This is a genomic window from Reyranella sp. (assembly GCF_965229815.1).
Taxonomy (GTDB): Bacteria; Pseudomonadota; Alphaproteobacteria; order Reyranellales; family Reyranellaceae; genus Reyranella.
Genome location: NZ_CBDDJN010000002.1, coordinates 805,937 through 830,707, shown reverse-complemented (window position 1 = coordinate 830,707; position 24,771 = coordinate 805,937). Strand labels below are relative to the sequence as shown.

At 68.9% G+C, this 24,771-nt stretch carries 25 protein-coding genes; 8 read left to right on the top strand and 17 right to left on the bottom strand.

Annotation, left to right across the window (positions count from 1 at the left end; translation table 11 throughout):
- Nucleotides 1-26: 26 nt before the first annotated feature.
- The 3 genes from ACO073_RS04550 (at nt 27) to ACO073_RS04540 (ending at nt 2,023) form a co-directional block, all read left to right on the top strand.
- On the top strand, nt 27-719 hold the full coding sequence (locus ACO073_RS04550; RefSeq protein ID WP_421995715.1) for a response regulator: 693 nt from the start codon (nt 27-29) through the stop codon (nt 717-719).
- Nucleotides 720-809: 90 nt separating this feature from the next.
- Entirely contained in the window at nt 810-1,199 is a 390-nt protein-coding gene (locus ACO073_RS04545) for an encapsulin-associated ferritin-like protein (RefSeq protein WP_421995713.1), read from the top strand.
- Complete coding sequence (locus tag ACO073_RS04540) at nt 1,196-2,023, top strand: family 1 encapsulin nanocompartment shell protein (protein WP_421995711.1); 828 nt, start codon at nt 1,196-1,198, stop codon at nt 2,021-2,023. The genes ACO073_RS04545 and ACO073_RS04540 overlap by 4 nt, the downstream gene beginning before the upstream one ends.
- Nucleotides 2,024-2,032: 9 nt before the next feature.
- Here the strand turns inward: ACO073_RS04540 and holA are convergent, their stop codons facing one another.
- From holA to ACO073_RS04525, 3 genes are all read right to left on the bottom strand, one after another.
- Nucleotides 2,033-3,076: a DNA polymerase III subunit delta gene (holA, locus tag ACO073_RS04535; protein ID WP_421995709.1), complete on the bottom strand. Its 1,044-nt coding sequence runs from the start codon at nt 3,074-3,076 to the stop codon at nt 2,033-2,035.
- A gap of 13 nt (nt 3,077-3,089) precedes the next feature.
- The gene (gene leuS, locus ACO073_RS04530) at nt 3,090-5,690 is read right to left on the bottom strand and encodes a leucine--tRNA ligase (protein WP_421995707.1); all 2,601 of its coding nucleotides are present in this window, start codon (nt 5,688-5,690) and stop codon (nt 3,090-3,092) included.
- 79 nt (nt 5,691-5,769) lie between these two features.
- Nucleotides 5,770-6,339, bottom strand: a complete 570-nt coding sequence (locus tag ACO073_RS04525) for a DUF3576 domain-containing protein (RefSeq protein ID WP_421995705.1) — start codon at nt 6,337-6,339, stop codon at nt 5,770-5,772.
- Between the two features lie 421 nt (nt 6,340-6,760).
- Here ACO073_RS04525 and ACO073_RS04520 point away from each other — a divergent pair, with 421 nt between their 5' ends.
- Nucleotides 6,761-8,113: a porin gene (locus ACO073_RS04520; protein ID WP_421995703.1), complete on the top strand. Its 1,353-nt coding sequence runs from the start codon at nt 6,761-6,763 to the stop codon at nt 8,111-8,113.
- Nucleotides 8,114-8,213: 100 nt separating this feature from the next.
- Here ACO073_RS04520 and ACO073_RS04515 read toward each other — a convergent pair whose 3' ends face one another.
- The 9 genes from ACO073_RS04515 to ACO073_RS04475 all read right to left on the bottom strand — a co-directional run bounded on the left by ACO073_RS04515 (nt 8,214) and on the right by ACO073_RS04475 (nt 16,950).
- A complete protein-coding gene (locus ACO073_RS04515; RefSeq protein WP_421995701.1) occupies nt 8,214-8,978 on the bottom strand; it encodes a class I SAM-dependent methyltransferase in 765 nt (254 codons plus the stop codon).
- On the bottom strand, nt 8,975-9,649 hold the full coding sequence (locus tag ACO073_RS04510) for a LutC/YkgG family protein (protein WP_421995699.1): 675 nt from the start codon (nt 9,647-9,649) through the stop codon (nt 8,975-8,977). The genes ACO073_RS04515 and ACO073_RS04510 overlap by 4 nt, the downstream gene beginning before the upstream one ends.
- Nucleotides 9,646-11,064 carry a LutB/LldF family L-lactate oxidation iron-sulfur protein gene (locus ACO073_RS04505; protein WP_421995697.1) on the bottom strand — a complete coding sequence of 473 codons (1,419 nt, stop codon included), beginning with the start codon at nt 11,062-11,064 and terminating at the stop codon, nt 9,646-9,648. The genes ACO073_RS04510 and ACO073_RS04505 overlap by 4 nt, the downstream gene beginning before the upstream one ends.
- Nucleotides 11,064-11,861 carry a (Fe-S)-binding protein gene (locus ACO073_RS04500; protein WP_421995695.1) on the bottom strand — a complete coding sequence of 266 codons (798 nt, stop codon included), beginning with the start codon at nt 11,859-11,861 and terminating at the stop codon, nt 11,064-11,066. Before ACO073_RS04500 ends, ACO073_RS04505 begins: the two co-directional genes overlap by 1 nt.
- Nucleotides 11,862-11,968: 107 nt before the next feature.
- A complete protein-coding gene (locus ACO073_RS04495; RefSeq protein ID WP_421995693.1) occupies nt 11,969-13,075 on the bottom strand; it encodes a murein transglycosylase A in 1,107 nt (368 codons plus the stop codon).
- 24 nt (nt 13,076-13,099) lie between these two features.
- A complete protein-coding gene (locus ACO073_RS04490) occupies nt 13,100-13,822 on the bottom strand; it encodes a Tim44/TimA family putative adaptor protein (protein ID WP_421995691.1) in 723 nt (240 codons plus the stop codon).
- A 97-nt stretch (nt 13,823-13,919) separates the two neighbouring features.
- The gene (locus ACO073_RS04485) at nt 13,920-15,287 is read right to left on the bottom strand and encodes an adenylate/guanylate cyclase domain-containing protein (RefSeq protein ID WP_421995689.1); all 1,368 of its coding nucleotides are present in this window, start codon (nt 15,285-15,287) and stop codon (nt 13,920-13,922) included.
- Entirely contained in the window at nt 15,269-16,105 is an 837-nt protein-coding gene (locus ACO073_RS04480; RefSeq protein WP_421995687.1) for a class I SAM-dependent methyltransferase, read from the bottom strand. Before ACO073_RS04480 ends, ACO073_RS04485 begins: the two co-directional genes overlap by 19 nt.
- Entirely contained in the window at nt 16,102-16,950 is an 849-nt protein-coding gene (locus ACO073_RS04475) for an MBL fold metallo-hydrolase (RefSeq protein ID WP_421995685.1), read from the bottom strand. Before ACO073_RS04475 ends, ACO073_RS04480 begins: the two co-directional genes overlap by 4 nt.
- Nucleotides 16,951-17,199: 249 nt before the next feature.
- On the opposite strand from ACO073_RS04475, the gene hspQ reads away from it, so the two are divergent.
- Nucleotides 17,200-17,523, top strand: coding sequence for a heat shock protein HspQ (hspQ, locus tag ACO073_RS04470; RefSeq protein ID WP_421997393.1), 324 nt, complete (start codon nt 17,200-17,202; stop codon nt 17,521-17,523).
- Nucleotides 17,524-17,550: 27 nt separating this feature from the next.
- On the opposite strand, the gene ACO073_RS04465 is transcribed toward hspQ, so the two are convergent.
- Genes ACO073_RS04465 through rph form a run of 4 tightly spaced genes read right to left on the bottom strand, consistent with a single transcriptional unit; the run spans nt 17,551 to nt 20,904 of the window.
- Nucleotides 17,551-18,402: a transporter substrate-binding domain-containing protein gene (locus ACO073_RS04465; protein WP_421995683.1), complete on the bottom strand. Its 852-nt coding sequence runs from the start codon at nt 18,400-18,402 to the stop codon at nt 17,551-17,553.
- Entirely contained in the window at nt 18,399-19,556 is a 1,158-nt protein-coding gene (gene hemW, locus ACO073_RS04460) for a radical SAM family heme chaperone HemW (protein WP_421995681.1), read from the bottom strand. The genes ACO073_RS04465 and hemW overlap by 4 nt, the downstream gene beginning before the upstream one ends.
- Nucleotides 19,557-19,570: 14 nt before the next feature.
- On the bottom strand, nt 19,571-20,188 hold the full coding sequence (gene rdgB / locus ACO073_RS04455; RefSeq protein WP_421995679.1) for an RdgB/HAM1 family non-canonical purine NTP pyrophosphatase: 618 nt from the start codon (nt 20,186-20,188) through the stop codon (nt 19,571-19,573).
- The gene (gene rph, locus ACO073_RS04450; protein ID WP_421995677.1) at nt 20,185-20,904 is read right to left on the bottom strand and encodes a ribonuclease PH; all 720 of its coding nucleotides are present in this window, start codon (nt 20,902-20,904) and stop codon (nt 20,185-20,187) included. The genes rdgB and rph overlap by 4 nt, the downstream gene beginning before the upstream one ends.
- A gap of 87 nt (nt 20,905-20,991) precedes the next feature.
- Here rph and hrcA point away from each other — a divergent pair, with 87 nt between their 5' ends.
- On the top strand, nt 20,992-22,095 hold the full coding sequence (hrcA, locus tag ACO073_RS04445; protein ID WP_421995675.1) for a heat-inducible transcriptional repressor HrcA: 1,104 nt from the start codon (nt 20,992-20,994) through the stop codon (nt 22,093-22,095).
- A gap of 9 nt (nt 22,096-22,104) precedes the next feature.
- Here hrcA and ACO073_RS04440 read toward each other — a convergent pair whose 3' ends face one another.
- Nucleotides 22,105-22,725: a L,D-transpeptidase family protein gene (locus ACO073_RS04440; protein WP_421995673.1), complete on the bottom strand. Its 621-nt coding sequence runs from the start codon at nt 22,723-22,725 to the stop codon at nt 22,105-22,107.
- A 52-nt stretch (nt 22,726-22,777) separates the two neighbouring features.
- Between ACO073_RS04440 and ACO073_RS04435 the strand changes: the two genes are divergently transcribed.
- Together ACO073_RS04435 and ACO073_RS04430 are read left to right on the top strand one after the other, a co-directional pair.
- A complete protein-coding gene (locus ACO073_RS04435) occupies nt 22,778-23,479 on the top strand; it encodes a fumarylacetoacetate hydrolase family protein (RefSeq protein ID WP_421995671.1) in 702 nt (233 codons plus the stop codon).
- A gap of 49 nt (nt 23,480-23,528) precedes the next feature.
- Nucleotides 23,529-24,749, top strand: coding sequence for a mandelate racemase/muconate lactonizing enzyme family protein (locus ACO073_RS04430; protein ID WP_421995669.1), 1,221 nt, complete (start codon nt 23,529-23,531; stop codon nt 24,747-24,749).
- Nucleotides 24,750-24,771 lie beyond the last annotated feature (22 nt).

The following is a 24,771-nucleotide window of genomic DNA, read 5'->3' as shown; positions in this document are numbered from 1 at the left end:
CTAGGCAGATAGACACACGACCCCATGTGATTGTCGTCGAGGACGAGGCGTTCCAGCGCGAGACCTTGATGGAGTTCCTGGGAACGAACGGCTACCGCGCCTCGGGCGTCGACTCGGGCTCGAGCCTGCGTCGACTCGTCGAGAAGGATCCACCTGCCCTCGTCCTGCTCGACCTCCGCCTGCCGGGCGGCGAGGACGGGTTCGCCCTGGCCCGCTACCTGCGGGAGCGCAGCCGCAAGCTCGGCATCATCATGGTGACCGCCAGCGGCGACACGGTCGACCAGGTGGTCGGCCTCGAGACCGGCGCGGACGACTACATCGCCAAGCCGTACGAGCCGCGGGCGTTGCTGGCCCGCATAAAGGCCGTGCTGCGCCGCGCCGGCGGCGCCGATGCCGCGACGCCGGGTGCCCGCATCCGAATCGGAAAGTGTCTGCTCGACCTGCAGTCCCGCCGGCTCACCGCCCTGACGGGCGAGGAGATCCCGCTTCGGTCGGGCGAGTTCGAACTGCTGCGCCTGTTCGCAGAGAACCCCAATCGCCCGCTCAGTCGCGACTGGCTGCTCGAAACCACGAGCCATCGCGAGATGGAAGCCTTCGACCGTGCGATCGACATCCGCGTCCTGCGCATCCGCCGGAAGGTCGAGATCGACCCGGCCCGACCGACGTCGATCCGCACGGTCCGCAGCGCGGGATACATGTTCGTACCGCCCGAGGATTGAGGGCGTGCCTGCGGCAACCGCGGCCAGCGTTGAGCGTTTACCGGGTCAACCGGTCGGACTAGTGTTCGCCCGAGAAGCGGAGGCGAGCCTATGTCGAGCGAAACCCTGCACGAAGATCCTGCCAAGCTGGGACCGGAGGCGATCGACAAGCATCGCGCCATCGTGTCTCTTATGGAGGAGCTCGAGGCGGTCGACTGGTACAACCAGCGCGCCAAGGCGACCGCCAATCCCGAACTTCGCGCCATCCTCGAGCACAACCGTGACGAGGAGAAGGAACATGCGGCGATGGCGCTCGAATGGCTGCGCCGCACGGATTCGAAGTTCGCCGAGCATCTCAAGACGTTTCTCTTCACCGACGGCCCGATCGTCGGCATCGAGGCGACGATGGGAGAGGGCGGGAATGACGCCGGCGGCGTGAGTGAAGACGGAAGCCTGGGCATCGGTAGCCTGCGCAAGGTGAAAGCGGAGAACGGCCAATGAAGAACCATCTTTTCCGCGATCGCGCGCCGATCACCGAAGCGGGCTGGGAGGAGATCGAGAAGGAAGCCAAGCGCACGCTGCGCGGCATCCTGGCGGCGCGCCGCGTCGTCGATTTCCGCGGCCCGCTGGGCTGGGGCGCCTCCGACGTCGAGCTGGGCCGTGCCGACCCGATCGCCTCCCCGCCGACGGCCGGCGACGTGCAGGCCCGTCTGCGGCGCATCCAGCCGCTGGTCGAGCTGCGGATTCCGTTCGAGGTCTCGCGGGCCGAGCTCGACGCGATCGACCGCGGCGCCCGCGACCCCGATCTCGACGCCGTGATCGCTGCGGCGCGCGAGATCGCGATCGCCGAGGACCGCGCGATCTTCCACGGCTACGAGGCCGCACAGATCACCGGCATCTGCCAGGCCGCGGCGGCGGAGGCCGTGCCGCTCGGCAGCAGCCACACCGACTATCCCGGCGCCGTCTCGGCCGCGCTCACCAAGCTGCGCGACGAGGGCATCGAGGGTCCGTTCGCCGTGGTGCTGAACGAGCAGCTCTACAAGGATCTCGCCGCCCGCACCGACTCCGGCTATCCGATCCTCAACCACGTCCAGCGCCTGGTCGACGGTGACATCATCTGGGCCGCCGGCCTCGACGGCGGCCTGGTGGTCTCGACCCGCGGCGGCGATTTCGAGCTGACCGTCGGGCAGGACTTCTCGATCGGCTACCTCGAGCACGATCTCGAGAAGGTCCGGCTCTACATCGAGGAGAGCTTCACCTTCCTCGTCCTCACCGACCAGGCCGCCATCCCGCTACCCCTGGCCACGAGCGGCAAGAAGGACTGAGGCCCTGGACTAGCGCCGGGCCCGGGCGCCCGGGCCGGCCTGGGCCAGCCGCTGGCAGAGGCGCCGGGCGATCGTCTGGTCGGGCAGTCCCGTCGACTTGCACTGCATCTCCGCTTCCAGGATCACCTGGAGGGCGGCGCCGAGGCGCGGCAGCGGCCACGCGCGCAGGTGCCGCTCGAAGCGCTGGCGGACCGGCCCGAAGCGCGGCAGGCCGCGCGCCTTGAACATCGCGCCCTCGAGGTTGCCGCCGGCGGCGGCGTGGCCCGACACGAGGTGGAGCTGGTCGGCATGGCGCTGCAGGGCGCGGACCAGCTGCACCGCGTTGCCGCCCTCGGCAAACACGCGGTCCAGCGCGCGGTCGAGCGCGACCAGCTCGCCGTCGAAGGTTGCGGCGACGACGTTGTCGATGCCGATGGCCGCGGTGTCGCCGAGCACGGCCAGCGCATCGTCGAGGGTCACCGTCTTGCTGCCGTCGCCCGCCTTGTAGAGCAGCAGCTTGTCGATCTCGCTCCGGCTCTGGCCGCGATCTCCGCCCAGCCGCTCGACGATCCAGTCGAGAGCGTCGGGCTCGACCGCGAGCCCCTCGGCCCGCGCGGCGCTCTCCACCAGCCCCTGAAGCGCCGCCTCGTTGTCCATGTAGCAGGGCAGCGCCGCCAGGCAGGCCTCGGTCTCGGCGAGCGTTCGCAGGCCCGAGCGCGGCGTGAGGTTCCCGCCCTCGACGACGATCAGGGCGTCGCCGGCCGGCGCCTCGACCAGGTTCTCGAGCGCGGTGGTCGTCTCCTCCCCGGCCGGCCGGACACGGATCACGCGGCGGCCGCCCATCAGGGACATGGCGCCGAACTCGTCGGCCAGCCGCGCCGGATCGTTCTTGAGGGCGTCGCCGGCGATGTCGACGACGCGGAACGGGTCCTTGAGGTCCTCGCAGACGGTCCTGGCAAGCGCGAGGGCGCGCTCGGCAATGAGTCCGTCGTCATTGCCGTAGACGACGACGCCCCGGATCTTCGGATCCGGCTTCCGGAGAAAGGCTTCGACCTGGCGCGGCTCGATCTTCACGTCGCCGGGCGCGTCAGACGACGACGTTGACGATTCGGTTGGGCACCACAATCACCCGCTTCGGCGTCTTGCCGTCGAGACCGCGCGCCAGCTCGGGCAACGCCAGGGCCGCCTTCTCGGCCGCGTCCTTGGCAGCGTCCTTCGGGAGCTGCAGCGTGCCGCGCAGCTTGCCGTTGAGCTGGACCGCCACGGTTACTGTGTCGTCTACCAGCAGCGCGTCCTCGGCCAGCGGCCAGGGCGAATCGGCCAGCAGCGAGCGGTGACCGAGCGCCTGCCACAGCTCCTCGGCGAGGTGCGGCGTCATCGGTCCGATCAGGCGGACGAAGATCTCCAGCGCCTCGCGGCGCGCCCAGCGATCGCCGTCGTCGGCCGGCTTGGCCGCGTCGATGGTGCTGGCCAGCTCGTAGAGCCGCGCCACCGCCTTGTTGAAGTGGAAGGCCTCGATGTCGGCCGAGACGCCGGCGATCGCCTTGTGCGCGGCGCGGCGCAGGCCCATCGCGGCGTCGGAGAAGGCGCTGGGCCGCGCCGTGCCGGCCGCCGGCAAGTCGGCCAGGGCCTCGCTGGCGATGCGGAACAGGCGCTGCTGGAAGCGCCAGGCGCCGGTGACTCCGGCCTCGGTCCATTCGAGGTCGCGCTCCGGCGGGCTGTCGGACAGCATGAACCAGCGCGCGGTGTCGGCGCCGTAGTCGCGGATGATCTGGTCCGGATCGACGACGTTCTTCTTCGACTTGGACATCTTCTCCGACCGGCCGACCTCGACCGGGCTCTTGTCGGAGAGGCGCACGACGGCGCCGCCGGCCGTGCGCTCCACCTCCTCCGGCGTCAGCCACGATCCATCGGAGGCGCGGTACGTCTCGTGGCAGACCATGCCCTGCGTGAACAGGCCGTCGAACGGCTCGTCGCGGCTGGTCATCTGGACCTCGCGCATGGCGCGCGTCCAGAAGCGCGAGTAGAGCAGGTGCAGGATCGCGTGCTCGACGCCGCCGATATACTGGTCGACCGGCATCCAGTAGCTGTTCTCCTCGCGGTCGAACGGCGCCGTCGCGAGATGCGGCGAGGTGAAACGGTCGAAGTACCAGCTCGAATCGATGAACGTGTCGAACGTGTCGGTCTCGCGCCGCGCCGCGCCGCCGCAGGTCGGGCAGGCGACATTCTTCCAGGTCGGATGGCGGTCGAGCGGATTGCCCGGCCGGTCGAACGTCACGTCCTCGGGCAGCTCGACCGGCAGATCCTTCTCGGGGACCGGGACCACGCCGCATTTCTCGCAATGGATGGCCGGAATCGGGCAACCCCAGTAGCGCTGCCGCGACACCAGCCAGTCGCGCAGGCGGTACTGCGTGGTGCCGGTGCCGACGCCCATCTCCTCCAGTCGCGCGATCACCCGCGCCTTGGCCTCCTCGACCGAGAGCCCGTCCAGGAAGTCGGAGTTGATGATCACCCCGTCCTCGACGAACGGCTGCTCGGCGACGCTGAAGCTCGTGGCGTCGGCGTCCTCCGGCATGACCACCGGGATGATCGGCAGGCCGTACTTGGTCGCGAACTCGTGGTCGCGCTCGTCGTGGCCGGGGCAGCCGAAGATCGCGCCGGTGCCGTATTCCATCAGCACGAAGTTGGCGGCATAGACCGGCACCGTCCGGCCCGGGACGAGCGGATGGCGCGCCAGCAGCGGCAGCCTGTAGCCCTGCTTCTCGGCGGTCTCGAGATCGGCCGCCGCGGTGCCGGTCTTGCGGCATTCGGCGACGAAGTGCTGCAGCCCGGGATCGCTCTCGGCCAGGGCCGCGACCACCGGATGCTCGGCCGACAGCGCCATGAACGACGCGCCATACAGCGTGTCCGGCCGTGTCGTGAAGATCTCGAGCTTGCCGCGGTCGGCCCCGGAGGCGTCGGTGAGCTGCCAGAAGACGCGCGCGCCGCGGCTCTTGCCGATCCAGTTGGCCTGCATCAGGCGCACCTTCTCGGGCCACCGCTCGAGCGTGTCGAGGCGCGTCAGCAGCTCGTCGGCGAAGTGCGTGATCTTGAGGTTCCACTGGGTGAGCTTGCGGCGTTCGACCGGCGCGCCGGTGCGCCAGCCCCTGCCCTCGATCACCTGCTCGTTGGCCAGCACCGTATTGTCGACGGGATCCCAGTTGACCCAGGCTTCCTTGCGGTAGGCGAGCCCGGCCTTCCAGAAGTCGAGGAACATCTTCTGCTGGTGGCGGTAGTAGCTCGGGTCGCAGGTCGCGACCTCGCGGCTCCAGTCCAGCGACAGGCCCATCGACCGGAGCTGCGCCTTCATGGCGGCGATGTTCTCGTAGGTCCATTTCTTGGGATGGACCTTCTTCTCCATGGCGGCATTCTCGGCCGGCAGGCCGAAGGCGTCCCAACCCATGGGGTGCAGCACGTTGAAGCCGCGAGCCCGCTTGTAGCGGGCGATCACGTCGCCCTGGGTGTAGTTGCGCACGTGGCCCATATGGATGCGCCCCGACGGATAGGGGAACATCTCGAGCACGTAGTATTTGGGGCGGGCGCGGTCCATGCGCGCCTGGAAGGTCTGGCGGTCGTCCCAGACCTTCTGCCACTTGGCCTCGGTCTCACGGAAATTGTAGCGCGCGGGCGCGGCGGGCGTCGAAGACACGGGGAGCATCCCAGAAAAAACAGAGGCCGCAGCGGATGCCCGCTGCGGCCCCGGTCGTCAAGCGTTGCGACGGCCGAGGTCAGGAGCCGCCGGCGATCCGGAGCTGGCGCGCGCGGGTGAGGATGGCGTTTTCGATGTCGATATTGGTGCGCGGATCGACCTGCGCGTCGACCCAGTTGCCACCGCGCGGCGAGGTCGTCTGCTTGAACACCGACACCCGCACCCCGTCGGCGCGCAATTCGCGGTCGAGAATGGTGATCTGAACCTTCATCCGCTCGTTCGGCGTTTCCGCCGGCGTGTACCAGTCGGTGATGATGACCCCGCCGAACGGGTCGGCCGAAACCAGGGGAATGAAGTTGATCGTGTCGAGGGACGCCCGCCACAGGTAGGCGTTCACGGCCACGCCCGTGCCGTAGTCCTCCTTCTGGGTCGGTTTCGATCCGAACAGACCGCCCGGCCCGAAGAGGCTGCCGGTTTCCTGCTTGCTGCCGCCGATTCCGGCGATGATGTCGCGTGAATTGCGGTCGCCCGACGCGCCGCTGCGCTTTTCCTTGACCGAGTCGGGGTCGCCTCCACAGGCTGCCAGAGTCAGCGCCAGCAGACCCGCGCAAAATACAGAGGCGGATAGGGAAATGGGCGAACCCGACATGAATGAACGTCCCCGTTTGTTCCAGCTAGGATAGCATGGCGTCGCGGAGGACCTAAACCTCATGGGACCGGCCGTGACAAGCGGCGCGATGGCGCAAGACTGGGTCCTGATGCCGAATGTACGGCTAGAGTGTAGGTTTTGTTTCTAAACTAACAACCCCTCCGAGAGCCGTTTGGCAGCCCGGTCCAATAGATGGCGAAAAGGCCAAATAGCCGAGCAAATTGTGACAAAGACGCCACACGTTCGGGGAGAATCGTGCGCTGGCGCGTCCATTTCTTGACCCTCGTTTGGCGTAAGTGTTCTATTCGCGTCGGCCGTATTGGCGGGATTGGTGTGTCACCGAATTTGGGGTTTCACATTCCGCCGGTCGGACAGGCCTTTCGGTACGTACCAGTCTCTGATCAATGAGAGAGGGAGAATGATGAAAAAGCTTCTACTCGGCTCGACCGCCTTGGTCGTCGGCGGCATGATGGCCGCCCCGGCCATGGCAGCCGATCCGATCAAGATCGGCGTGGGTGGCTACTACACCTTCTACGCCCTGGCCGGAAACATCGACTCGACCTACGCCTACAACGGGTCGTTCACGGGCTACAAGGGCTTCGCCTTCACGCAGGAAGGTGAAATCCACTTCCTCGGCCAGACCAAGCTGGACAACGGAACGTCGGTCGGTCTGACCGTCGAGCTGGAAGCCTGGAACCCGGGTTCGGGTGCACCGAACGCGCAGATCGACGAAGCCTTCCTCTACGCCTTCGGTGACTGGGGCCGCGTCGAGCTCGGTTCGCGCGACGCCGCGTCCTACCGCATGTACTACGGCACGCCTTCCGCCCTGATCGGCTGGGGTGCGTTCCAGCACAACCACAACTGGGCGAGCAACTCGGTCATCGGCTTCAACAAGGGCTATGCCCGTACGATGGCCACGACGATCACGCCGCAGTGGCAGGACGTGAACCGTATCAACTACTTCACGCCGCGCTTCCAGGGTCTGCAGATCGGTGTCGGTTACGCGCCGAAGATGAACTCCACCTCCAACGGTGGCATCGCGGCCTCGGGTCCGGGCAATCCGTCCGGCATCTGCGGCTACAACAACGCGACCAACATCAACAACTGCCCGACGTCCGACTACACCTACCAGGATCTGTTCGACGTCGGCGCCAACTACTTGAACAAGTTCGGCAACTTCACCGTCGCTCTGTACGGTGCGTTCGCCTACGCCTCGTTCGTGCCCGGCTTCTCGCCGTTCACGCCCTCGGCCAACATGAACACCGGCGCCAACCTCACCTCCTGGAAGCAGTGGGTGGTCGGCGCGCAGTTCGGCTTCTCCGGCTTCACCGTCGGTGGCGCCGTCGGCTACGACAACAACGGTGTCGGCGCCAACTACTACACGGGCAACGACGACTCGACCCGCTTCTACACCGCGGGTGTGATGTACGAGACGGGTCCGTGGCAGATGTCGTTCATGTGGGCCGGCTTCTACAACCAGAACGGCAACGGCAACTCGAACATCACGGCGATCGCGACGGGCACGCAGGCCATCACGACCACCGCGTGCGCCGGCGTCCCGGGCCGGAACAGCACCTGCTTCAACGGCAACCCCGCGACGGCGCTGGCCTTCGGGTCGAACGTCGTCAACAAGTGGGAAGTCGGTGCCAACTACGCGCTCGGACCGGGCGTGAAGCTGACCGGCGGTGCCATGATGTACAACGCCTCGGGCCCGACGAACTCCACGAGCGGCAACTCCTGGGCGTTCCTGCTCGGCATGGACCTGCGCTTCTAGTCGCCGGACACCATCGAAATCGGGAAGAGCGGGCGAAAGCCCGCTCTTTCTTTTTGGCCCCGGGCACGTCGCCTCTTCGCCGCCCGGCCGCCTCGCGATCCTAACGGCTGCGCCGGCCGACCATGTCGACGAAAAGGGTCGGCAGATAGGTCCGCGACACGGGAAGCCGGTCCGTCGCCTGGCGGGCGAGCATGGCGCGATTGTCGTCGTGGTCGAGGACGACCTGGAACAATCCCTGTTCGACGGCGCCGGCACGGGCATCGAGTTCCGGTTCCCCGTCGCGTACCACCCGATACGCCACGTCGAGCCCGACGTCTCCACCGCTGTAGAACCAGGTTGCGACCTCGAGCTCCCCGAACAGCCGTATCAGGCCGCGAACGGAAAAACGCCAGCAATCGTCCGGCGAGGCACTGAAAGCGTGCGACCAGGCCGCCGACACGTAGGCCAGCCCGCCCGGCCTCAGCAGCGCCTGGATGTTCCGAGCGGCGCGCCAGGGGTCTCGCGTATGCTCGAGCACGTGGCAGCAGATCACTAGGTCGAACGGCGCTTCGCCGAGCGCCGCCGCGCAGGACCGCTTCGATCCGCAGATGTCCATCGTCCGGTCGACGTTGGCGCCGGCCGCCAGGTCCGTCCCGACGAAGACGGCGTTCGAGCCAAAGCGTCGTGCGATCAGTCCCCGCCAGTTCCGGACATTGCGCTCGGCGGCCGACGACCGCGCGCCCACCTGCAGGACCCGGGGCGGGCGTCGGCCCACGGCCGCGGCCACCCGATCGAGCACCGAATCGGTCTCTCTCGCCACGCTCGTGCCGACGACGTGCAGCCCCGCCTTGCTTTCGGAAGGGGTCGCGCCGCCGGCCGCCGTCATTCGCGAACCACCAGAATGTGCATCCGCCGCGGTCCGTGGGCACCCAGCTCGATCGTCTGTTCGATGTCGCCGGTCCGCGAGGGCCCGGTGATCGTGTTCACTGTCCGCGGCATCTGCCCCTTGCCGTAGCGCTGGCGCAACCGCACCCAGACATCCTCGTATCCGGCCACGATGTCCCGCTCGTGAAGCACGACGATATGGGTGTCGGGCAGGAGGTTGAGCGACACAGGGTGGTCCGGCCCGGACGCCATCACCAGCGTCCCGGTCTCGGCGATGCCGGCGAAAGCCCCGGTGATCGACACCTGGTCGGTCCCGGTCCCACGGCCCCGCCGCAGGACGAGCATCGGCTGGCTCGCCCAGTCGAAGGCGTCGAGGCCGGCGGCGGGGGCCATCACGGCCTCGGCCGGCAGGTTGTTGCGCGCCAGGTAGCTGGCCACCTCGGCCGGCACCTCCGACGGCGCCACCCTCGCCACAGTTGCGTTATTGAATTCGGCCCACTGGCAGAACAGGCCTGTACGCTCGTCTGCCGAACCTGCGGCGCGCGCCACCGCGGGCCCGCGCGGCGCCTCGGCGAGCCGTCCCTCCACCTGCTGCCGTCGGGTGGCGTCCAGGGGCCCCCGGCGCAGCGAGCGCCGGATACCGTCGAGGATGGTGGCCCGGGCGTCGCTCATGTCCGCCGCCGTTGCCACTGGGCGTGGAAGGTCCCGCCCGGCGGCGGGGCCGGGAAGTCCCGATAGCGCGTCCAGCCGCCGGCCAGCGGCAGGGCGCCGTAGCGCCCCTCGGCCCGCCCGAACAGAGCCAGCAGCCGGTTGGCCCAGCCGGCGACCTGCCGGTAGAGACGGGGCCGCCGGACGGCGAAGCTCCACAGCGCCAGACCCTGCCGCACCGCCTTCGGCGTCAGATGCCGCTCGAACTCGCGCTCCCGCCAGTGCCGCATCAGGCGCGGCAGCGGGATGCGCACCGGGCACACGCTCTCGCACCGGCCGCAGAAGGTCGAGGCGTTGGGCAGGTTGCTGGCTTCCTCGACGCCCAGGAGCTGCGGCGTCAGGACCGCGCCGATCGGCCCGGGATAGACCCAGCCGTAGGCGTGCCCGCCGATCGCGCCGTAGACCGGGCAATGGTTCATGCAGGCGCCGCAGCGGATGCAGCGCAGCATGTCCTGCATCTCGGTGCCCAGGACCGACGAGCGTCCGTTGTCGAGGATCACGACGTGGTAGTGCTCGGGCCCGTCGAGGTCTCCCGGCCGCCGCGGCCCGGTGTTGAGCGTGGTGTAGGCCGAGGATTCCTGGCCGGTCGCCGAGCGCGCGAGCACGCGCAGCAGCACGGCGGCGTCCTCGAGGGTAGGGATCACCTTCTCGATGCTCGCCAGCACGATGTGCATGCGCGGCAGCGTGTTCGACAGATCGGCGTTGCCCTCGTTGGTGACCAGCATCGACGACCCGGTCTCGGCCACGAGGAAGTTCGCGCCGGTCAGGCCGACATCGGCGTCGAGGAACTTCTGCCGCAGCACATAGCGCGCCTCGGCGACGAGGTCGTTGCGCTCGGTGAGGCGCCGCGTGAAGCCGAGCTTCGCGTGGTGCTCGAGGAACGTGTCGGCGACCTGGTCCTTGGTGAGGTGGACCGCCGGCGCGATGATGTGGCTGGGCGGCTCGTGCCGCAGCTGGATGATGTACTCGCCGAGATCGGTCTCGATCGGGGCGATGCCGAGGGACTCCAGGTGATCGTTGAGGGCGATCTCCTCGGCCACCATCGACTTCGACTTGGCCACCGTGCGCGCGCCGACGCTGCGGCAGAGATCGGCGATGATGCGCCTTGCATCCTCGGCGGTCGGCGCCCAGTGGACATGGCCGCCCAGCGCCGCGACCTTGCGCTCGAACGTCTCGAGATAGAAATCGAGATTGGCGAGCGTGTGGTTCTTGATGTCGCGGGCGCGATCGCGCAACGCCTCGAACTCCGGCAGCCGCTCGGCCGCCTGGCGCCGGCGCTCGGAGAAGCCGACCTTCAGCTTGGCGAGCGAATCCTGCAGGTTGGGATCGGCGAGCGCGACGTCGACGTTGTGCTTGAAGTCGTGAGCGGTCGGCTGCATCAGCGTCGCTCCCGCGGCTCGCCGATCGGCGGCGTGTCGTCGAGGCCGGCGAGAACCTCGGCGACGTGCCGCACGCGGACGCGGCTTCCCTCGCGCTGCAGCTTGCCCGCCATGTTCATGAGGCATCCGAGATCGCCGGCCAGCAGAGTGTCCGCGCCGGTCGCCGCGATGTCGGACGTCTTCTCGCCGACCATCGCGTTCGAGATCTCAGGGTACTTGACGCAGAACGTCCCGCCGAAGCCGCAGCACACCTCGGGCGTGGCCAGCTCGCGCAGCGTGAGGCCCTCGACCGAACCGAGCAGCCGGCGCGGCTGCTGCTTGACGCCGAGCTCGCGCAGGCCCGAGCAGGAATCGTGATAGGTCGCTATGCCGTCGTATCGCGCCGTCACCGTCGCGACGCCGAGCACGTCGACCAGAAAGGACGTCAGTTCGTGCGTCCGCCCGGCCAGCGCCTCGGCCCGCCCTTGCATCGCCGGGTCGTCCTCGAAGAGGCCGGCATAGTGATGAGCCAGCATGCCGCCGCAGGATCCCGAGGGCGCCACGACCGCGTCGAAGCCTTCGAAGGCCTCTATCACCTGACGGGCGATGGCGCGCGTGGTGTCGCGATCTCCGGAATTGTAGGCCGGCTGGCCGCAGCAGACCTGCAGCGGCGGCACCTCGACCGTGCAGCCCGCATCCTCCAGGAGCTTGACCGCCGCGAAGCCGATCGACGGCCGGAAGAGATCGACCAGGCAGGTGACGAACAGTCCGACCCGACGGCCGGCAGGGGAGGGTCGGCTGGCGCTTGATGTAGACACGCCGCCGAGATTGGCAGCGGCCAATCAGCAGCGCAACAGCCTGCCGGAAGCCGCTTCTCCGCGTCGCGTCGACGCCGCGACCGGGCCGCGTGCGCGAGCGGCCGGTCTCAGCCCTTGTTGGGGACCAGCACGATGGCGCGGCCGCTGCTGTTCATGCGCCCCGCCCAGTCGGCCGCCTGGCGACCGCCGCCGAAGAAGACATCGCCCCGCGCCGGTCCCTGGATCGCCGCGCCGGTATCCTGCGCGATCATCAGGCGGCGATAGCTCTCGGTGCTGCCGGGCTTGCGCGCCACCGGACGCGTCGTGTCGATCCAGATCGGCGTGCCGAACGGCGTGACGGTGACGTCGACGGCCATGCTGCGCTGGGCCGTCAGGCTCACGCCTTCGGCGCCCACCGCCGCCTGGTTGCGGGTGTCCCTGAAGAAGATGTAGCGCTCGTTCTTGCGCATGACATCGCGCGCCTGGCGCGGATTGCGCTTCAGCCAGTCGCGGATGGCCGGCCAGGTGGCCTGCTCCTTGGTCTTGAACACGCCCATCTCGATCAGCACGTTGCCGATCGCCGTGTAGGGCTGGTTGTTGGATCCGTCGAATCCCAGGTTGAGCGTGCCGCCCTCGGCCAGGTGGATGCGGCCGCTGCCCTGGACCTGGACCTCGAACAGCGCCACCGGATCCTGGACCCAGGCGATCTCGAGTCCCTGGCCCTTCAGGGCACCCTGCTCGATCTCGGTGCGGGTGTAATACGGCTTGCTGGTGAGGTCGCCGGGCCGCCGGTACACCGGCACCGTGAACAGGCGCGACGGCGCCTTGCTGCCGCGCATCTCGGGCTCGAAATAGCCGGTGAACCGGCCGGGAGCCTGGACCACCATGGGCCGGAAATTGTCCTCGAAGAACGAGCGTGCGCCGCGATTGTCGCCGGCCTTGACGGCGGCGGCCGCTCCGCAGATGCGCGCCCACTCGGCGGCGGTGATGGTGCGGGAACCGCCATCGGTGGCGATCCTGGCATCCGCTCCCGTCGTCAGCTTGGGGCAGGAGCGCCGGAAAGCGGCCAGCGCTTCGCTGTGCTTGTCGTCGCCCCAGCCGGCGATCTCGTTGAACGAGATCGGCGCCATGGCGATCCGCGGTTCGCTGGTGCCGCTCACGGTTTCCGCGCAAGCCGCCAGCAGGCCGGCCGCCGCGGCGCAAGCCACGGCGCGCGACAGGACCGTCCAGCGCATGATCCGAGAAGCCTCCCCTTTGCCCTAGCCTTCGCTTTCCGTCTTGACCAACAGCCAGTTGGGATCGCTGGACTTGGTGTCGCGGCGGAACGTCCAGAGATCGACCACCTTCTGCACTTCGTTCGGATTGCCGTCGATGATCTGGCTCTCGGCGTCGCGCAGGACGTTGATCTGCTCGCTGACGAAACGCACCGTCACCGTGGCCTGCGTGCCCTCGAGGGCCGCCGCCGCGACGTCGGAGGCCTCGAACCCGATCAGCGTCGTCTCCGCCTTCTCCTTGCGCTCGAGACGGCCGCGGATGGCGGCATCGAAGCTGGCGAAGGTGTTGGCATCGAGCAGGGGGCGCAGCGCGGCGGTGTCGCCCTTCGCGAAGGCCTCGACGATGGCCGTGAAGGCGGCGCGCGCGCCGGCCGTGAAGGACAGCGGCTCGAAATCGGTGTCGACGGCGCGAATGGCGGCGACCCCCGCGGTAGCGGCCGGCAGCACCGTCGCCCGGATTCCGCCGGGCCCGCTCGTCGCCAGCGTCGGCGGGCTGGTGTTGCCGGGCAGCGACACGACGTTGTCGTTGCCCGACTGTCCGTTCGGTGCGTCGCCGCCGCGCGCCGACGGCTTGGCCGGCGGCGGCGCGAACGGATCGCGCGCCGGCGGACGCTCGTTGCCCGTCCGCTTGCCCAACACCGAACGCAGCCGCAGGATCAGGAAGACCGCGACCAGACCGATCAGGATGATGTCGTAGTTGTTGCCCACAATGGCGCTCCGCCAACCCGTTCCATCTCGCAGCAAATTACATAGGCCCCGAATGGGGAAAGGGCAAGGCAACGGGCCCCGATGCCGGGTCCCGCCGTCACTGCGCCAGCACCACCAGATCGACGGGCGCGCTGACGCCTCCCACGATCCGGCCGTTCCGATGCTCGCGCGCTGCCGGCGGCACGTACCCCTGGCGTTCGGCCAGCGCATAGGTGCCGGCGTCGGCGAGGGCCCGGGATGTCTCGTCCTTGTTGTGTTTTTCCAGCTTGGCCGCGAAATTCACAGCGTCGCCGATGACTGTAAATTCCAGCCGCTCGGCGTCGCCGACGGCGCCGAACACGACACGTCCCGATGCCACGGCCAGCCCGATCGACAGCGGCGGGAGGCCGGCCTCGCGCCGCTCCGCGGCCCACCGGTCGGCCGCCGCGATCACCGCATCGGCGGCGCGCAGGGCGTCGGCCGCCGCGGTCGCCGACGGCTCCACGGCGCCGAACGAGGCGAGGATCCCGTCGCCGAGGAACTTGTCGATGCTGCCGCCGTGCTGGGCGATCAGCGGGCATACCCTGCCCTGGTAGTCCTGCAGCAGCTTCATGACGTCGTCAGGCGGCAGATCGACCGACAGCCGCGTGAAGCCGCGCAGGTCGACCGTGAGGATGGCGACGTCGCGCAGCTCGCCTTCGCCGGCCTTGATCGACATCGCCGCGGTGCGGATGCGCGCCGCCACGCCGGGATCGAAGAAACGCGACAGGTCGCGGGCCGCCACGCCTTCCCGCACCGACTGCACCAGGAGATTGCGCGCGCGCGTGATGGCGACGGCGATCACCGCCGTGGTCAGCAGGATGGCCAGCAGCTTCTCGACCTCGGCCTGGATCAGGAACGCGTTCGACGTCATGTACTCGACGAAGTCGCTGGTGTCGTTCGACGGACCGCCGCGCCCGCTGCGGGCATAGATGATCAGCAGGATCCATCCCGCCGCCGCGGTCAGCCCGGTGAAGATCACGAACCGCGCCTCGAAGCGCAGCGCGCGCAGGGCGATGAACAGGAAGACGTAGAAGAACGTCGGCGCCTTCAGGTAGAAGACGGCCGGCTGCGCGTACTTGTAGTGGAACGAGTAGATCAGCCCCATCAGCAGGGCCATGTCGGCGATCACCGACAGATAGAGCAGCGCCTCGGGCAAGGCCCGGCGGTAGGCGAGGACCAGACGGACGATGGAGAAGAGGCCGTAGGCGACGAAGACCTCGGTCTCGAAGGAATAGTCCTCCTGGACCACGCCGGTCGCCATGGTCGTGGTCTCGTAGGCCACGGCCAGCAGGCCGACCAGCACGAGCTCGGCCCAGCCGATCAGGATCTCGCTGCGCTCCTGCTGGCGGCGGATGGTCTCTCGGACACGGTCCGGCAGGCTTTGCGAGGCGCCCTCGAAAAGCCAGCCGCGCAGCCGCGCCAGCATCACGCCTTTTCCAGCCACAGGCTGGCCGCGATCGCGTCGGCCGGCCGTGGCAGGCGGGACGCGACCGACGCGGCCAGCCGGTCGGCCAGCCGCCGTTCGGCCCAGACGCTGGAGAAGAGCGGCCGGTAGGCGCCCGTCGTCAGCAGCGGAACGATGCCCTGCTGCTCGTTGTAGGCGCGCCATCCCCACTGCTCGGGATAGTCGAACGGCAGGAAGACGTCATGGATGTGCACCAGGGCCCCGGCGGGCGCCTGCGGCAGGACCCGGTTGAGCAGGAGGTCGACGTCGCTGCCCGGCATCAGGATGTGGCTGGAATCGATGAACAGCATATCGCCGGCTCGCAGGCCGGAGAACAGGTCGGGCGGCGCCGCCTGAAGCGTCGAGTTCACGACGCGGACGCCGGGAAGGTCGATGATGTCGGCGCGCGGCGCAGGATCGACGGCCACGATCTCGCCGAGGCCGCCCAGCGCCCGCGACAGCACGCGCGTGGAGTGACCCGACCCGACCTCGACGATGTGCTGCGGCTTGCGCTCGCGCACCAGCGTGTAGGCCACCGCGGCGTCGAGCGAGGGGAACCACGACTGGTCGAACAGGCCCTTCAGCCCTTCCAGCGCGGCGGCATGCGAGTCCATGGCGTCGAGGACGCCGACGAAGGAAGGCGACGCCGCCTCGAACAGCGCCTCGATGGCCGGATAGGGGGGCTGGGTGCCGGGTGGCGGCAGCAGCGGCGCATAGCGGTGCGGAATGAACCAGCCGCCCGGCTTGAGGCCGAGCACGGTCGGCAGCCCGAGCTTCAGGCGCCGCCAGCGTCCGCGCAGTGTCGGGGTCGGGCTCACGGGCTGAGCGTCAGCCCTTCGTGGGCGACCAGCGCGCGCGGCAGCCCGCCCGGCGTGACACCGGGGCGTGCAAGCGCCGCGTCGCGCGCCACACCGTCCATGAAGGCGTCGTCATGGCTGGGATCGTGATGGAAGATGGCGAGGGTGCCGACGCCGGCGGCGTCGGCGACGCGCATTCCTTCCTGCCAGGTCGAATGGCCCCAGCCGCGATAGCGCGGATACTCTTCGTCCGTGTAGCTGGAATCGTAGATCATGATGTCGGCCGAGCGGCAGAGCTCGACGATCGTCTTGTCCGGCCGGCCGCCGCCATGCTCAGTGTCCGTGATGTAGCAGATCGACTTGCCGCCGAAGTCGATGCGATAGCCGGTCGCGCCATTGGGATGCTTGAGCGGCGCCGTGCGCATCGACAGCTCGCCGCACGACAGCACGTCGCCGCTCCTGAATTCCTTGAACTCGACGCGCGCGCGGAAGACGTCGAGCGAGACCGGGTAGAGCGGCGCCTGCATCAGGTTGCTCACGACCTGCTTCAGCGTGTCGGGCGGCTGCAGGTGGCCAGCCCAAAGCCGCACCGAATTGCGCTTCTCGAACAGGGGGGCGAAGAAGGTCAGGCCGGTGATGTGGTCGAGATGCGTGTGGGTGAAATAGATGTCGAGGTCGATCGGGGTCAGGCGCGCCAGCTCGAGGCCGAGCGGCCGGATTCCGGTGCCGGCGTCGAAGATCAGCCGCCGCCCGCCGCCGGTCACCTCGATGCAGGACGTGTTGCCGCCATAGCGCATGTATTCGACGCCCGAGCAGGAGATCGACCCCCGTACGCCCCAGAACCGGACCTTCAAACCATTGGCCAACGTGGGCTCCCCCCTCGTCGCGCAGAGTCCACGGGACGCTTGCCGCCGTCAACCGAGCCGTCCGCGGTCACGCGATCCCAGTCTCTTGGCCGATTTCTTGCGTGACCCCGGGAAGTTGCGTCACGCTTTCTTGCATGACCCCCGCCGATTGGAAGGCCACGGTGCGTTGCTTGCCGGCCGGTTCGGAGTAATACTTTCGCCATGGAAATCGAAAACCAAGCTGCCCGGCCCGCGTTCGTCGATCCGCCCATGCGGACGGCGAAGTTCGCCATCGGTCAGGTGGTGAAGCACCGGATCTATCCGTTCCGCGGCGTCATCTTCGACGTCGATCCGGTGTTCGCCAATACGGAGGAGTGGCTGTCGTCGATCCCCGAGGACGTGCGCCCGCGGCGCGACCAGCCCTTCTACCATCTGCTGGCGGAGAATGCGCAGACCACGTACGTCGCTTATGTCTCGGAGCAGAACCTGCTGCCGGACGACACGGGCAAGCCGGTGTCGCACCCGCAGGTGCCGCAGTTCTTCAAGGAGCTGAAGCGCGGCCAGTACGTCTCGCGAGGCCGGGCGCTGCACTGAGCCCCGGCCTGCAGCGCCGCGCGGCGCTCAGTTGAGCTGGAACGGGAAGAACTTCTCGTTGATCTTCTTGTAGGTTCCGTCGGCCATCATCTCGCCCAGCGCCTTGTTGAAGGCCTCGCGCAGCTTGGAATCCTCCTTGCGCAGGCCGGCTGCGACGCCGATGCCCAGAGTCTGGCTGTCCTTGATGTCCTGGCCGACGAGCTCGCAGCAGCTCCCCTCGGGCTTGCGGCTCCACAGCCACAGCTCGACCTTGTCGCCGAACACCGCATCGACCTCGTTCCGGGCGAGGGCGTCGAGGGCCTCGGCGACCGTGTTGTAGCGCTTGAGCTGGGCCGAGCGCCGGAAGCTCTTGTCCGCCCAGTCGGCATGGGTGGAATCGCGCTGGATGCCGATCCGCTTGTTGCGCAGGAGGGACGGCGGCCCGTCGAACGGCGCGCCCTTGGCGGCGATGAAGGCGCCCGGGGAGAGGTAGTAGCGGCGCGACATGCCCATGCGCTTGCGGCGCTCGCTGGTGATGTCGAGCGACGACATGATGACGTCGAACTTCTTCTCGATCAGGCCGGGGACGAGCTCGTCCCACTTGAAGGCGGCGAACTCGCACTCGGCCTTGATCCGCTGGCAGGCCTCCTGCGCCAGCTCGATCTCGAAGCCGGCCGGCATGCCCTTCCGGTCGAGATAGTTGTAGGGCGGGTACGCGGCCTCGGTCGCCACGGTGATCTTGAAAGCCGGCGGCGGGAACTTCGAGGTCGGCTTGGGGGCGGCTGCGGCGGGCCTCTGGGCGCCCGGCTTCGCGGCCGGCGGCTTGGCCGGGGGCTGCTGGGCCAGCGCTGGCCCGGCGGCGACCAGGGCGGCGAGGAGGAGAAGGCCCGCGCGCCTCACGCGACCAGCCTCTCCAGCACGGCATTGAGGCGCTGGCGTCCGGCCGGCGTGGCCCGCAGGCGGCATGCGTCGACCTCGATGAAGCCGGCCTCGGCAAGTGCCGACAGGCGCCGTTGGTCCAGCGCGGCCACCGGATCGCTGCCGGTCGCCGCCGCGAACGTCTCCCGATCGATCCCTTCGGCCAGCCGCAGCCCCATCATCAACGCCTCCTCCACCAGGTCCCGTCCGGCGATCCGGACCGTCTCGGCCGTGCCGTGACCCTGTCGCTCCACGGCCTCGAGCCAGGCTTCCGGTCCGCTGCTGCGCCGGGTCGCGCGCTTGCCCGCTTCCGACGCGCCCTGGGCGGCGAAGCGGCCGTGCGCGCCCGGACCGATGCCGACGTAATCCTGATACCGCCAGTAGATCAAATTATGGCGGCAGGCCGCGCCGGGCCGGGCGTGGTTCGAGATTTCGTAGGCCGGCAGGCCGGCCGCGGACAGCCGTTCCTGGGTCCGCTCGAACATCGCGGCCGACCGCTCCTCGTCCGGCAGGACGAAGGCGCCGCGGGCCCGGTCGGTGAAGAACCGCGTGCCGCGCTCGATGGTGAGCTGGTAGAGTGACAGGTGCTCGCCGGCCAGCGCCAGGGCGCGCTCCAGTTCGGCCGCCCAGGCCTCCTCGGTCTGGCCCGGCCGGGCGTAGATCAGGTCGAACGAATAACGCGCGAAGTGCCGGCGGGCGGTGGCGATGGCCGCGACCGCCTCGTCGGCCGAATGCTGGCGGCCGAGGAAGCGCAGCGCATCCTCGTCCAGCGCCTGGACGCCCAGCGAGACCCGGTTGACGCCGGCCGAGGCGAGCTGGGCGAAGCGGCCGGCCTCGACCGAGGTGGGGTTGGCCTCTAGGGTGATCTCGAGCTCGGCTTCCGTGTCCCACAACTCGCGGGTGCGGTCGATCACGGCGGCGACAGTCTCAGGCGCCATCAGCGAGGGCGTGCCCCCGCCGAAGAAGAGGGTCGCGACGCGCCGTCCCGGGGCCTCGCGGGCGGCATGTTCGAGCTCGCGCAGCAGGGCCGCCTGCCAGCGGGCCGCATCGATCGTCTCCCGCACGTGGGAGTTGAAGTCGCAATAGGGGCACTTGGACTTGCAGAACGGCCAGTGGACGTAGACGCCCAGAGGCAAGCTGCGCGCCGCCGTCATCCGAAACAGGCCTCGACCAGCCGGGCAAAGGCGCGGCCGCGATGGCTGATCGCGTTCTTCTCGGCATCGCTCATCTCGGCCGTCGTGCGCGTGTCGCCGGCCGGCTGGAAGCAGGGATCGTAGCCGTGCCCGCCGCTGCCGCGCGGCGGCCAGACGATGCGCCCCTCGAGCGTTCCGTGCGCCAGCTCGACATGCCCGTCCGGCCAGGCGAGCGCCAGCACGCAGTGGAAGGTGGCATGGCGCGCGTCGTCGCTGTCGGGGATGCCGCGCGTCGCAAGCTCGTCCTGGATGCGCTTCATGCCGACCAGGGCGTCGCGCGTGGGGCCTTCCCAGTCGGCCGTGTAGACCCCGGGCTGGTCGTCCAGGGCCACGACGGAGAGGCCCGAATCGTCGGCCAGCGCCGGCAGCCCGCTCGCGCGGGCGGCCGCCAGCGCCTTCAGGGTCGCGTTGGCCTCGAAGGTGGTGCCAGTCTCCTCGGGCGCCGGCAGGCCGAGCTCGCCGGCCGACACAATCTCGACCCCGAAGGGCGCCAGCATCGTGGCGATCTCGCCGGCCTTGCCGCGATTGTGGGTGGCCACGACCAGGCGGGGCCCGGCGAACCGGCGGGCGGTCACGACTGGCCGATGGCCAGGCGCTGCAGGCGGGTGAGCTCGCCGATCCCCTTCTTGGCCAGCTCAAGCAGCGCGATGAACTCGGGCTCGGTGAACGGCTTGTCCTCGGCCGTGCCCTGGACCTCGACGATGCCGCCGGCACCGGTCAGCACGAAATTGGCATCGGCCTGGGCCTTCGAATCCTCGGGATAGTCGAGGTCGAGAACCGGCGTGCCCTCCCACAGGCCGCAGGAGACGGCGGCGACCTGTCCCGTGAGGGGGGTAGCGCCGAGCTTGCCCTCCTTGACCAGGCGCTCGAAGGCGAAATGCAGGGCCACCCAGGCGCCGGTGATGCTGGCGGTGCGCGTCCCGCCGTCGGCCTGCAGCACGTCGCAGTCGATGTTGATCTGGCGCTCGCCCATGGCGGCGAGGTCGACGACGGCCCGCATCGACCGCCCGATCAGGCGCTGAATCTCCTGGGTGCGGCCGGACTGCTTGCCTCGGGCGGCCTCACGGTCGGTGCGGGTATGGGTGGAGCGGGGCAGCATGCCGTACTCGGCGGTGACCCAGCCTTTGCCGCTGTTACGCATCCAGGGCGGCACCCGCTCGTCGACCGAGGCGGTGCACAGGACATGGGTGTCGCCGAAGCGCACCAGGCACGAGCCTTCGGCGTGGCGGGCGAAGCCCGGTTCCAGGGTGACGCGGCGAAGCTGATCGGGGGCGCGGCCGGAAGGGCGCATCGTGTCTCCTGGGTGCTTGGGGGGCGGCCGGTTTAGCGCCGACAACGTGCGTTGACCATCCCCCCCGCAGTACCTACATTTTTTGCCATGGCGATTCATCGTTTCGGCTCGGTCGGAAGCGTCCTCGCCGATCTCGGCGCAGGGCCCCGACAGGCAGCGTCGGTGGCCGAACTGAACGAACGCGCCCGCGAGGTGCTGCGGCACGTCGTGGAAGGCTATGTCGAGACCGGCGAGCCGGTCGGTTCGCGGACCCTGACCCGCAAGCTCACCGAGACGCTGTCGCCGGCCACCATCCGCAACATCATGGCCGACCTGCAGGATCTCGGGCTGCTCTACGCGCCCCATACATCGGCGGGGCGCCTGCCCACCGAAGCCGGCCTGCGCCTCTTCGTCAACGGCCTGCTCGAGGTCGGCAATCTCTCCGAGGACGAGCGCGAGAGCATCGAGGCGCGCTGCCGCACGGTCGGCCGCTCGGTCACCGAGGCACTGGAGCAGGCGACGACCCTGCTGTCCGGCCTGTCGCGCTGCGCCGGTGTGGTCATGGCGCCCAAGACGGAGCAGCCGCTGAAGCACATCGAGTTCGTCAATCTCGGCCCGGGCCGCGCGCTGGTCGTGACCGTGACCCAGTCGGGCCATGTCGAGAACCGGGTGATCGACACGCCGATGGGCATGCCGCCGTCGGCCCTGGTCGAGGCCAGCAACTACCTCAATTCGCGCCTGATCGGCCGCACGCTCGAGGAGGCGCGCCGCCTGATCCTGGAGGACCTGCAGCTGAAGCGCGCCGAGCTCGACGGGCTGACCGCGCAGCTCATCGAATCGGGCATGGCGTCGTGGGCCGGCGAGCCCGGCAGCGCGCTGATCGTGCGCGGCCAGGCGCGGCTCCTCGAGGACATCACTGCCATCGAGGATCTCGAGCGTGTGCGCACCTTGTTCGACGCGCTGGAGCGCGGCGAGAGCTTCGTGCGCCTGCTCGAGCTCGCGAACGTCGCCTCGGGCGTCCAGATCTTCATCGGTGCCGACAATCCGCTGTTCGCCAACACCGGCTGCTCGATGGTAGTGGCGCCGTTCCGCGATTCGCAGGAGCGCATCCTGGGCGCCATCGGCGTTATCGGCCCGACGCGGCTGAACTACGCCCGCATCATCCCGCTGGTCGACTACACCGCGCGGACGATCGGACGGGTGGTCGGCTGATCCCCTTCGTCACCAGTCCTGTTCGTCGAAATCCTCGAACTGCTTCATGACGTCGTCGTCGTTGGCCGGCGCCCGGGCCTCGTCGGCCGGAATCGACAGGACGTTGATGGCAGTCTGCGGCCCGATCAGCGCGACCAGCTCCAGCAGGTCCTCGCGCCGGAAGGCGACGCAGCCCTGGGTCGGCGCATAGTCGTCGCGCGCGATGTGGAGGAAGATCGCGCTGCCCCATTCGCCTTCCGGCGGGTCGTCGTTGTAGCCGACGACGACCACGAGGTCGTAGAGCCCGTCCTCGCGCCACATCTTTTCGTGGCTCCACTCGTTGGGGACGTGGACCAGACGGTTGTACGCCGGCGAGCGCGGGTCGTCGCACCAGCCGTCGTGCTCGGCGATAGGCCGCGCGGGCAAGGAAACCGCGGGCAGGACGAGCCGGTCGTTGCGGAAGTAGATGTGGCGCAGCGGATAACGGCCCGCCGGCGTGGCGGCGTCGCCCTCGACCTTGTCCTCGCGCACCCCGCCCGCACCGAGCGCACAGCGCCAGCGCCGCGCGCCGAGCGTCGCCCAGCCGAGCGACGTTTCCGCCGAATCGGCCTGGACGGTGAGGACGGGGGGCAGGGTGGCGGGCTCGGACATTGCCTTAGTCTCCGTCGCTCTTCATAAAGGCTCGCTCTTTTGGGAGAAAGCGATGGCTTACGTCGTGACGCCGCCCGCCACGGTCGGCGTGCCGGTCCATGGCACCGGCGACCTGTTCCCGGTCCGCCGCATCTTCTGCGTCGGTCGCAACTATGCCGCCCATGCCCGCGAGATGGGACACGATCCCGACCGCGAGCCGCCCTTCTTCTTCACCAAGCCGGCCGATGCCATCGTGATCTGCGCCGACCCGAAGAATCCCACCAAGGTCGCCTATCCCTCGGCCACCAAGAACCTGCACCACGAGATGGAGCTGGTCGTCGCCATGAAGTCGGGCGGCACCGACATCCCGGTCGACCGGGCGCTCGATCACGTCTTCGGCTACGGCGTCGGCCTCGACATGACCCGGCGCGACCTGCAGAACCAGGCCAAGGACATGGGCCGCCCGTGGGACATGGGCAAGGGTTTCGACCAGTCCGCGCCGATCGGCGAGATCTATCCCGCAGCCGCGATCGGCCATCCGGCGAAGGGCACCATCCAGCTCGACGTCAACGGCAAGACCCGCCAGAAGTCGGATCTCAACGCCCTGATCTGGAGCGTGCCGGAGACGATCTCCTACCTGTCCGGACTGGTGGCGCTGGCCGCCGGCGACCTGATCTATACCGGCACGCCCGACGGCGTCGCCGCGGTGGTCAAGGGCGACACGCTGGCCGGCTTCGTCGATGGCTGCGGTACGGTGACCTGCACGCTGGTGTAACGCGCCGTCACCCGCGCAAAGCGGGCACGGGCCCGGAGGGAGGGCGTCCATGAAGGTGAATTCGAAGATCCGCTCGGTCGAGACGCTGGCGGCCGATGCCGGCTGGCGCAATTACTACTTCGTCAAGGTCACGACCGAGGACGGGATCGTCGGCTGGAGCGAGTACGACGAGGGCTTCGGCGCCCCGGGCGTCGGCACGGCGATCGACAAGCTGTCCGCGCGCCTGATCGGCGAGCCGGTGGGCGAGCACGAGCGGCTCTATGCCGAGCTCTACTCGATCACGCGCCCCGCGGCGGGCGGCGTCGTCGCCCTGGCGCTCGGTGCGATCGAGAACGCGCTGCTCGACGCCAAGGCCAAGGCGCTGGGCGTGCCCTGCTACACGCTCTTGGGCGGCAAGGTCCGCGACCGCATCCGGGTCTACTGGTCGCACTGCGCGACCTGGCGCATCAATCACCCGTCGTACTTCAAGCCGCCGATCACCGACCTCGAGGGCGTGCGGTCGATCGGCCGCGAGGTGCGCGAGAAGGGCTTCACGGCGATGAAGACCAACATCTTCATCTACGATGCCGAGAAGAAGAACCCGAAGGGCTGGCGGCCGGGCTTTGGCTCGCCCAACTATCCCGAGCGCAACGTCGACCGCCACGTGCTGCGCAACCTGCGCATGCACCTCGAGGCCATCCGCGACGGCGCCGGACCCGATGTCGACCTCCTGCTCGACCTCAACTTCAACGCCAGCACGGAAGGCTATCTCAAGATCCTGCGGACCATCCGCGACCTCGACATGTTCTGGATCGAGATCGACAGCTACAGCCCCGAGGCGCTCGGCCTCATCCGGCGCCAGAGCCCGCATCCCATCTCCTCCTGCGAGACGCTGCTGGGAATCCGCGAGTTCCTGCCCTATTTCCGGGAGCAGGCGATGGACGTGGCGATCATCGACACGCCGTGGAACGGCGTCTGGCAGTCGATGAAGATCGCCAACCTGGCCGAGGCGCACGAGGTCAACGTTGCGCCGCACAATTTCTACGGCCATCTCTGCACCATGATGAACGCCCACTTCGCGGCCTCGGTGCCCAACCTCCGCATCATGGAGATCGACATCGACCGGCTCGACTGGGATCACGAGCTGTTCACCCATGTGCCGGAGTTCAAGGACGGCCACCTGGTGCTGCCGTCGCGCCCCGGCTGGGGCACCGAGCCGAACGAGGCGGCCCTTGCCAAGTATCCGCCGAAGAACGTCCCCGGCGGCCTCGCCGGCAATCCGCGGAAGTAGCTTCACGCACTCTTTTTGAGCG

What these genes read in the sequence shown, in the direction of transcription:
- ACO073_RS04520 (WP_421995703.1), top strand. Translation starts at nt 6,761, where the DNA reads ATGAAAAAGCTTCTACTCGGCTCGACCGCCTTGGTCGTCGGCGGCATG.
- ACO073_RS04440 (WP_421995673.1), bottom strand. Translation starts at nt 22,725, where the DNA reads ATGTCCGAGCCCGCCACCCTGCCCCCCGTCCTCACCGTCCAGGCCGAT.
- ACO073_RS04540 (WP_421995711.1), top strand. Translation starts at nt 1,196, where the DNA reads ATGAAGAACCATCTTTTCCGCGATCGCGCGCCGATCACCGAAGCGGGC.
- ACO073_RS04430 (WP_421995669.1), top strand. Translation starts at nt 23,529, where the DNA reads ATGAAGGTGAATTCGAAGATCCGCTCGGTCGAGACGCTGGCGGCCGAT.
- ACO073_RS04545 (WP_421995713.1), top strand. Translation starts at nt 810, where the DNA reads ATGTCGAGCGAAACCCTGCACGAAGATCCTGCCAAGCTGGGACCGGAG.
- ACO073_RS04510 (WP_421995699.1), bottom strand. Translation starts at nt 9,649, where the DNA reads ATGAGCGACGCCCGGGCCACCATCCTCGACGGTATCCGGCGCTCGCTG.
- hrcA (WP_421995675.1), top strand. Translation starts at nt 20,992, where the DNA reads ATGGCGATTCATCGTTTCGGCTCGGTCGGAAGCGTCCTCGCCGATCTC.
- hspQ (WP_421997393.1), top strand. Translation starts at nt 17,200, where the DNA reads ATGCGGACGGCGAAGTTCGCCATCGGTCAGGTGGTGAAGCACCGGATC.
- rph (WP_421995677.1), bottom strand. Translation starts at nt 20,904, where the DNA reads ATGCGCCCTTCCGGCCGCGCCCCCGATCAGCTTCGCCGCGTCACCCTG.
- ACO073_RS04435 (WP_421995671.1), top strand. Translation starts at nt 22,778, where the DNA reads ATGGCTTACGTCGTGACGCCGCCCGCCACGGTCGGCGTGCCGGTCCAT.
- ACO073_RS04525 (WP_421995705.1), bottom strand. Translation starts at nt 6,339, where the DNA reads ATGTCGGGTTCGCCCATTTCCCTATCCGCCTCTGTATTTTGCGCGGGT.
- ACO073_RS04515 (WP_421995701.1), bottom strand. Translation starts at nt 8,978, where the DNA reads ATGACGGCGGCCGGCGGCGCGACCCCTTCCGAAAGCAAGGCGGGGCTG.
- ACO073_RS04505 (WP_421995697.1), bottom strand. Translation starts at nt 11,064, where the DNA reads ATGCAGCCGACCGCTCACGACTTCAAGCACAACGTCGACGTCGCGCTC.
- ACO073_RS04495 (WP_421995693.1), bottom strand. Translation starts at nt 13,075, where the DNA reads ATGCGCTGGACGGTCCTGTCGCGCGCCGTGGCTTGCGCCGCGGCGGCC.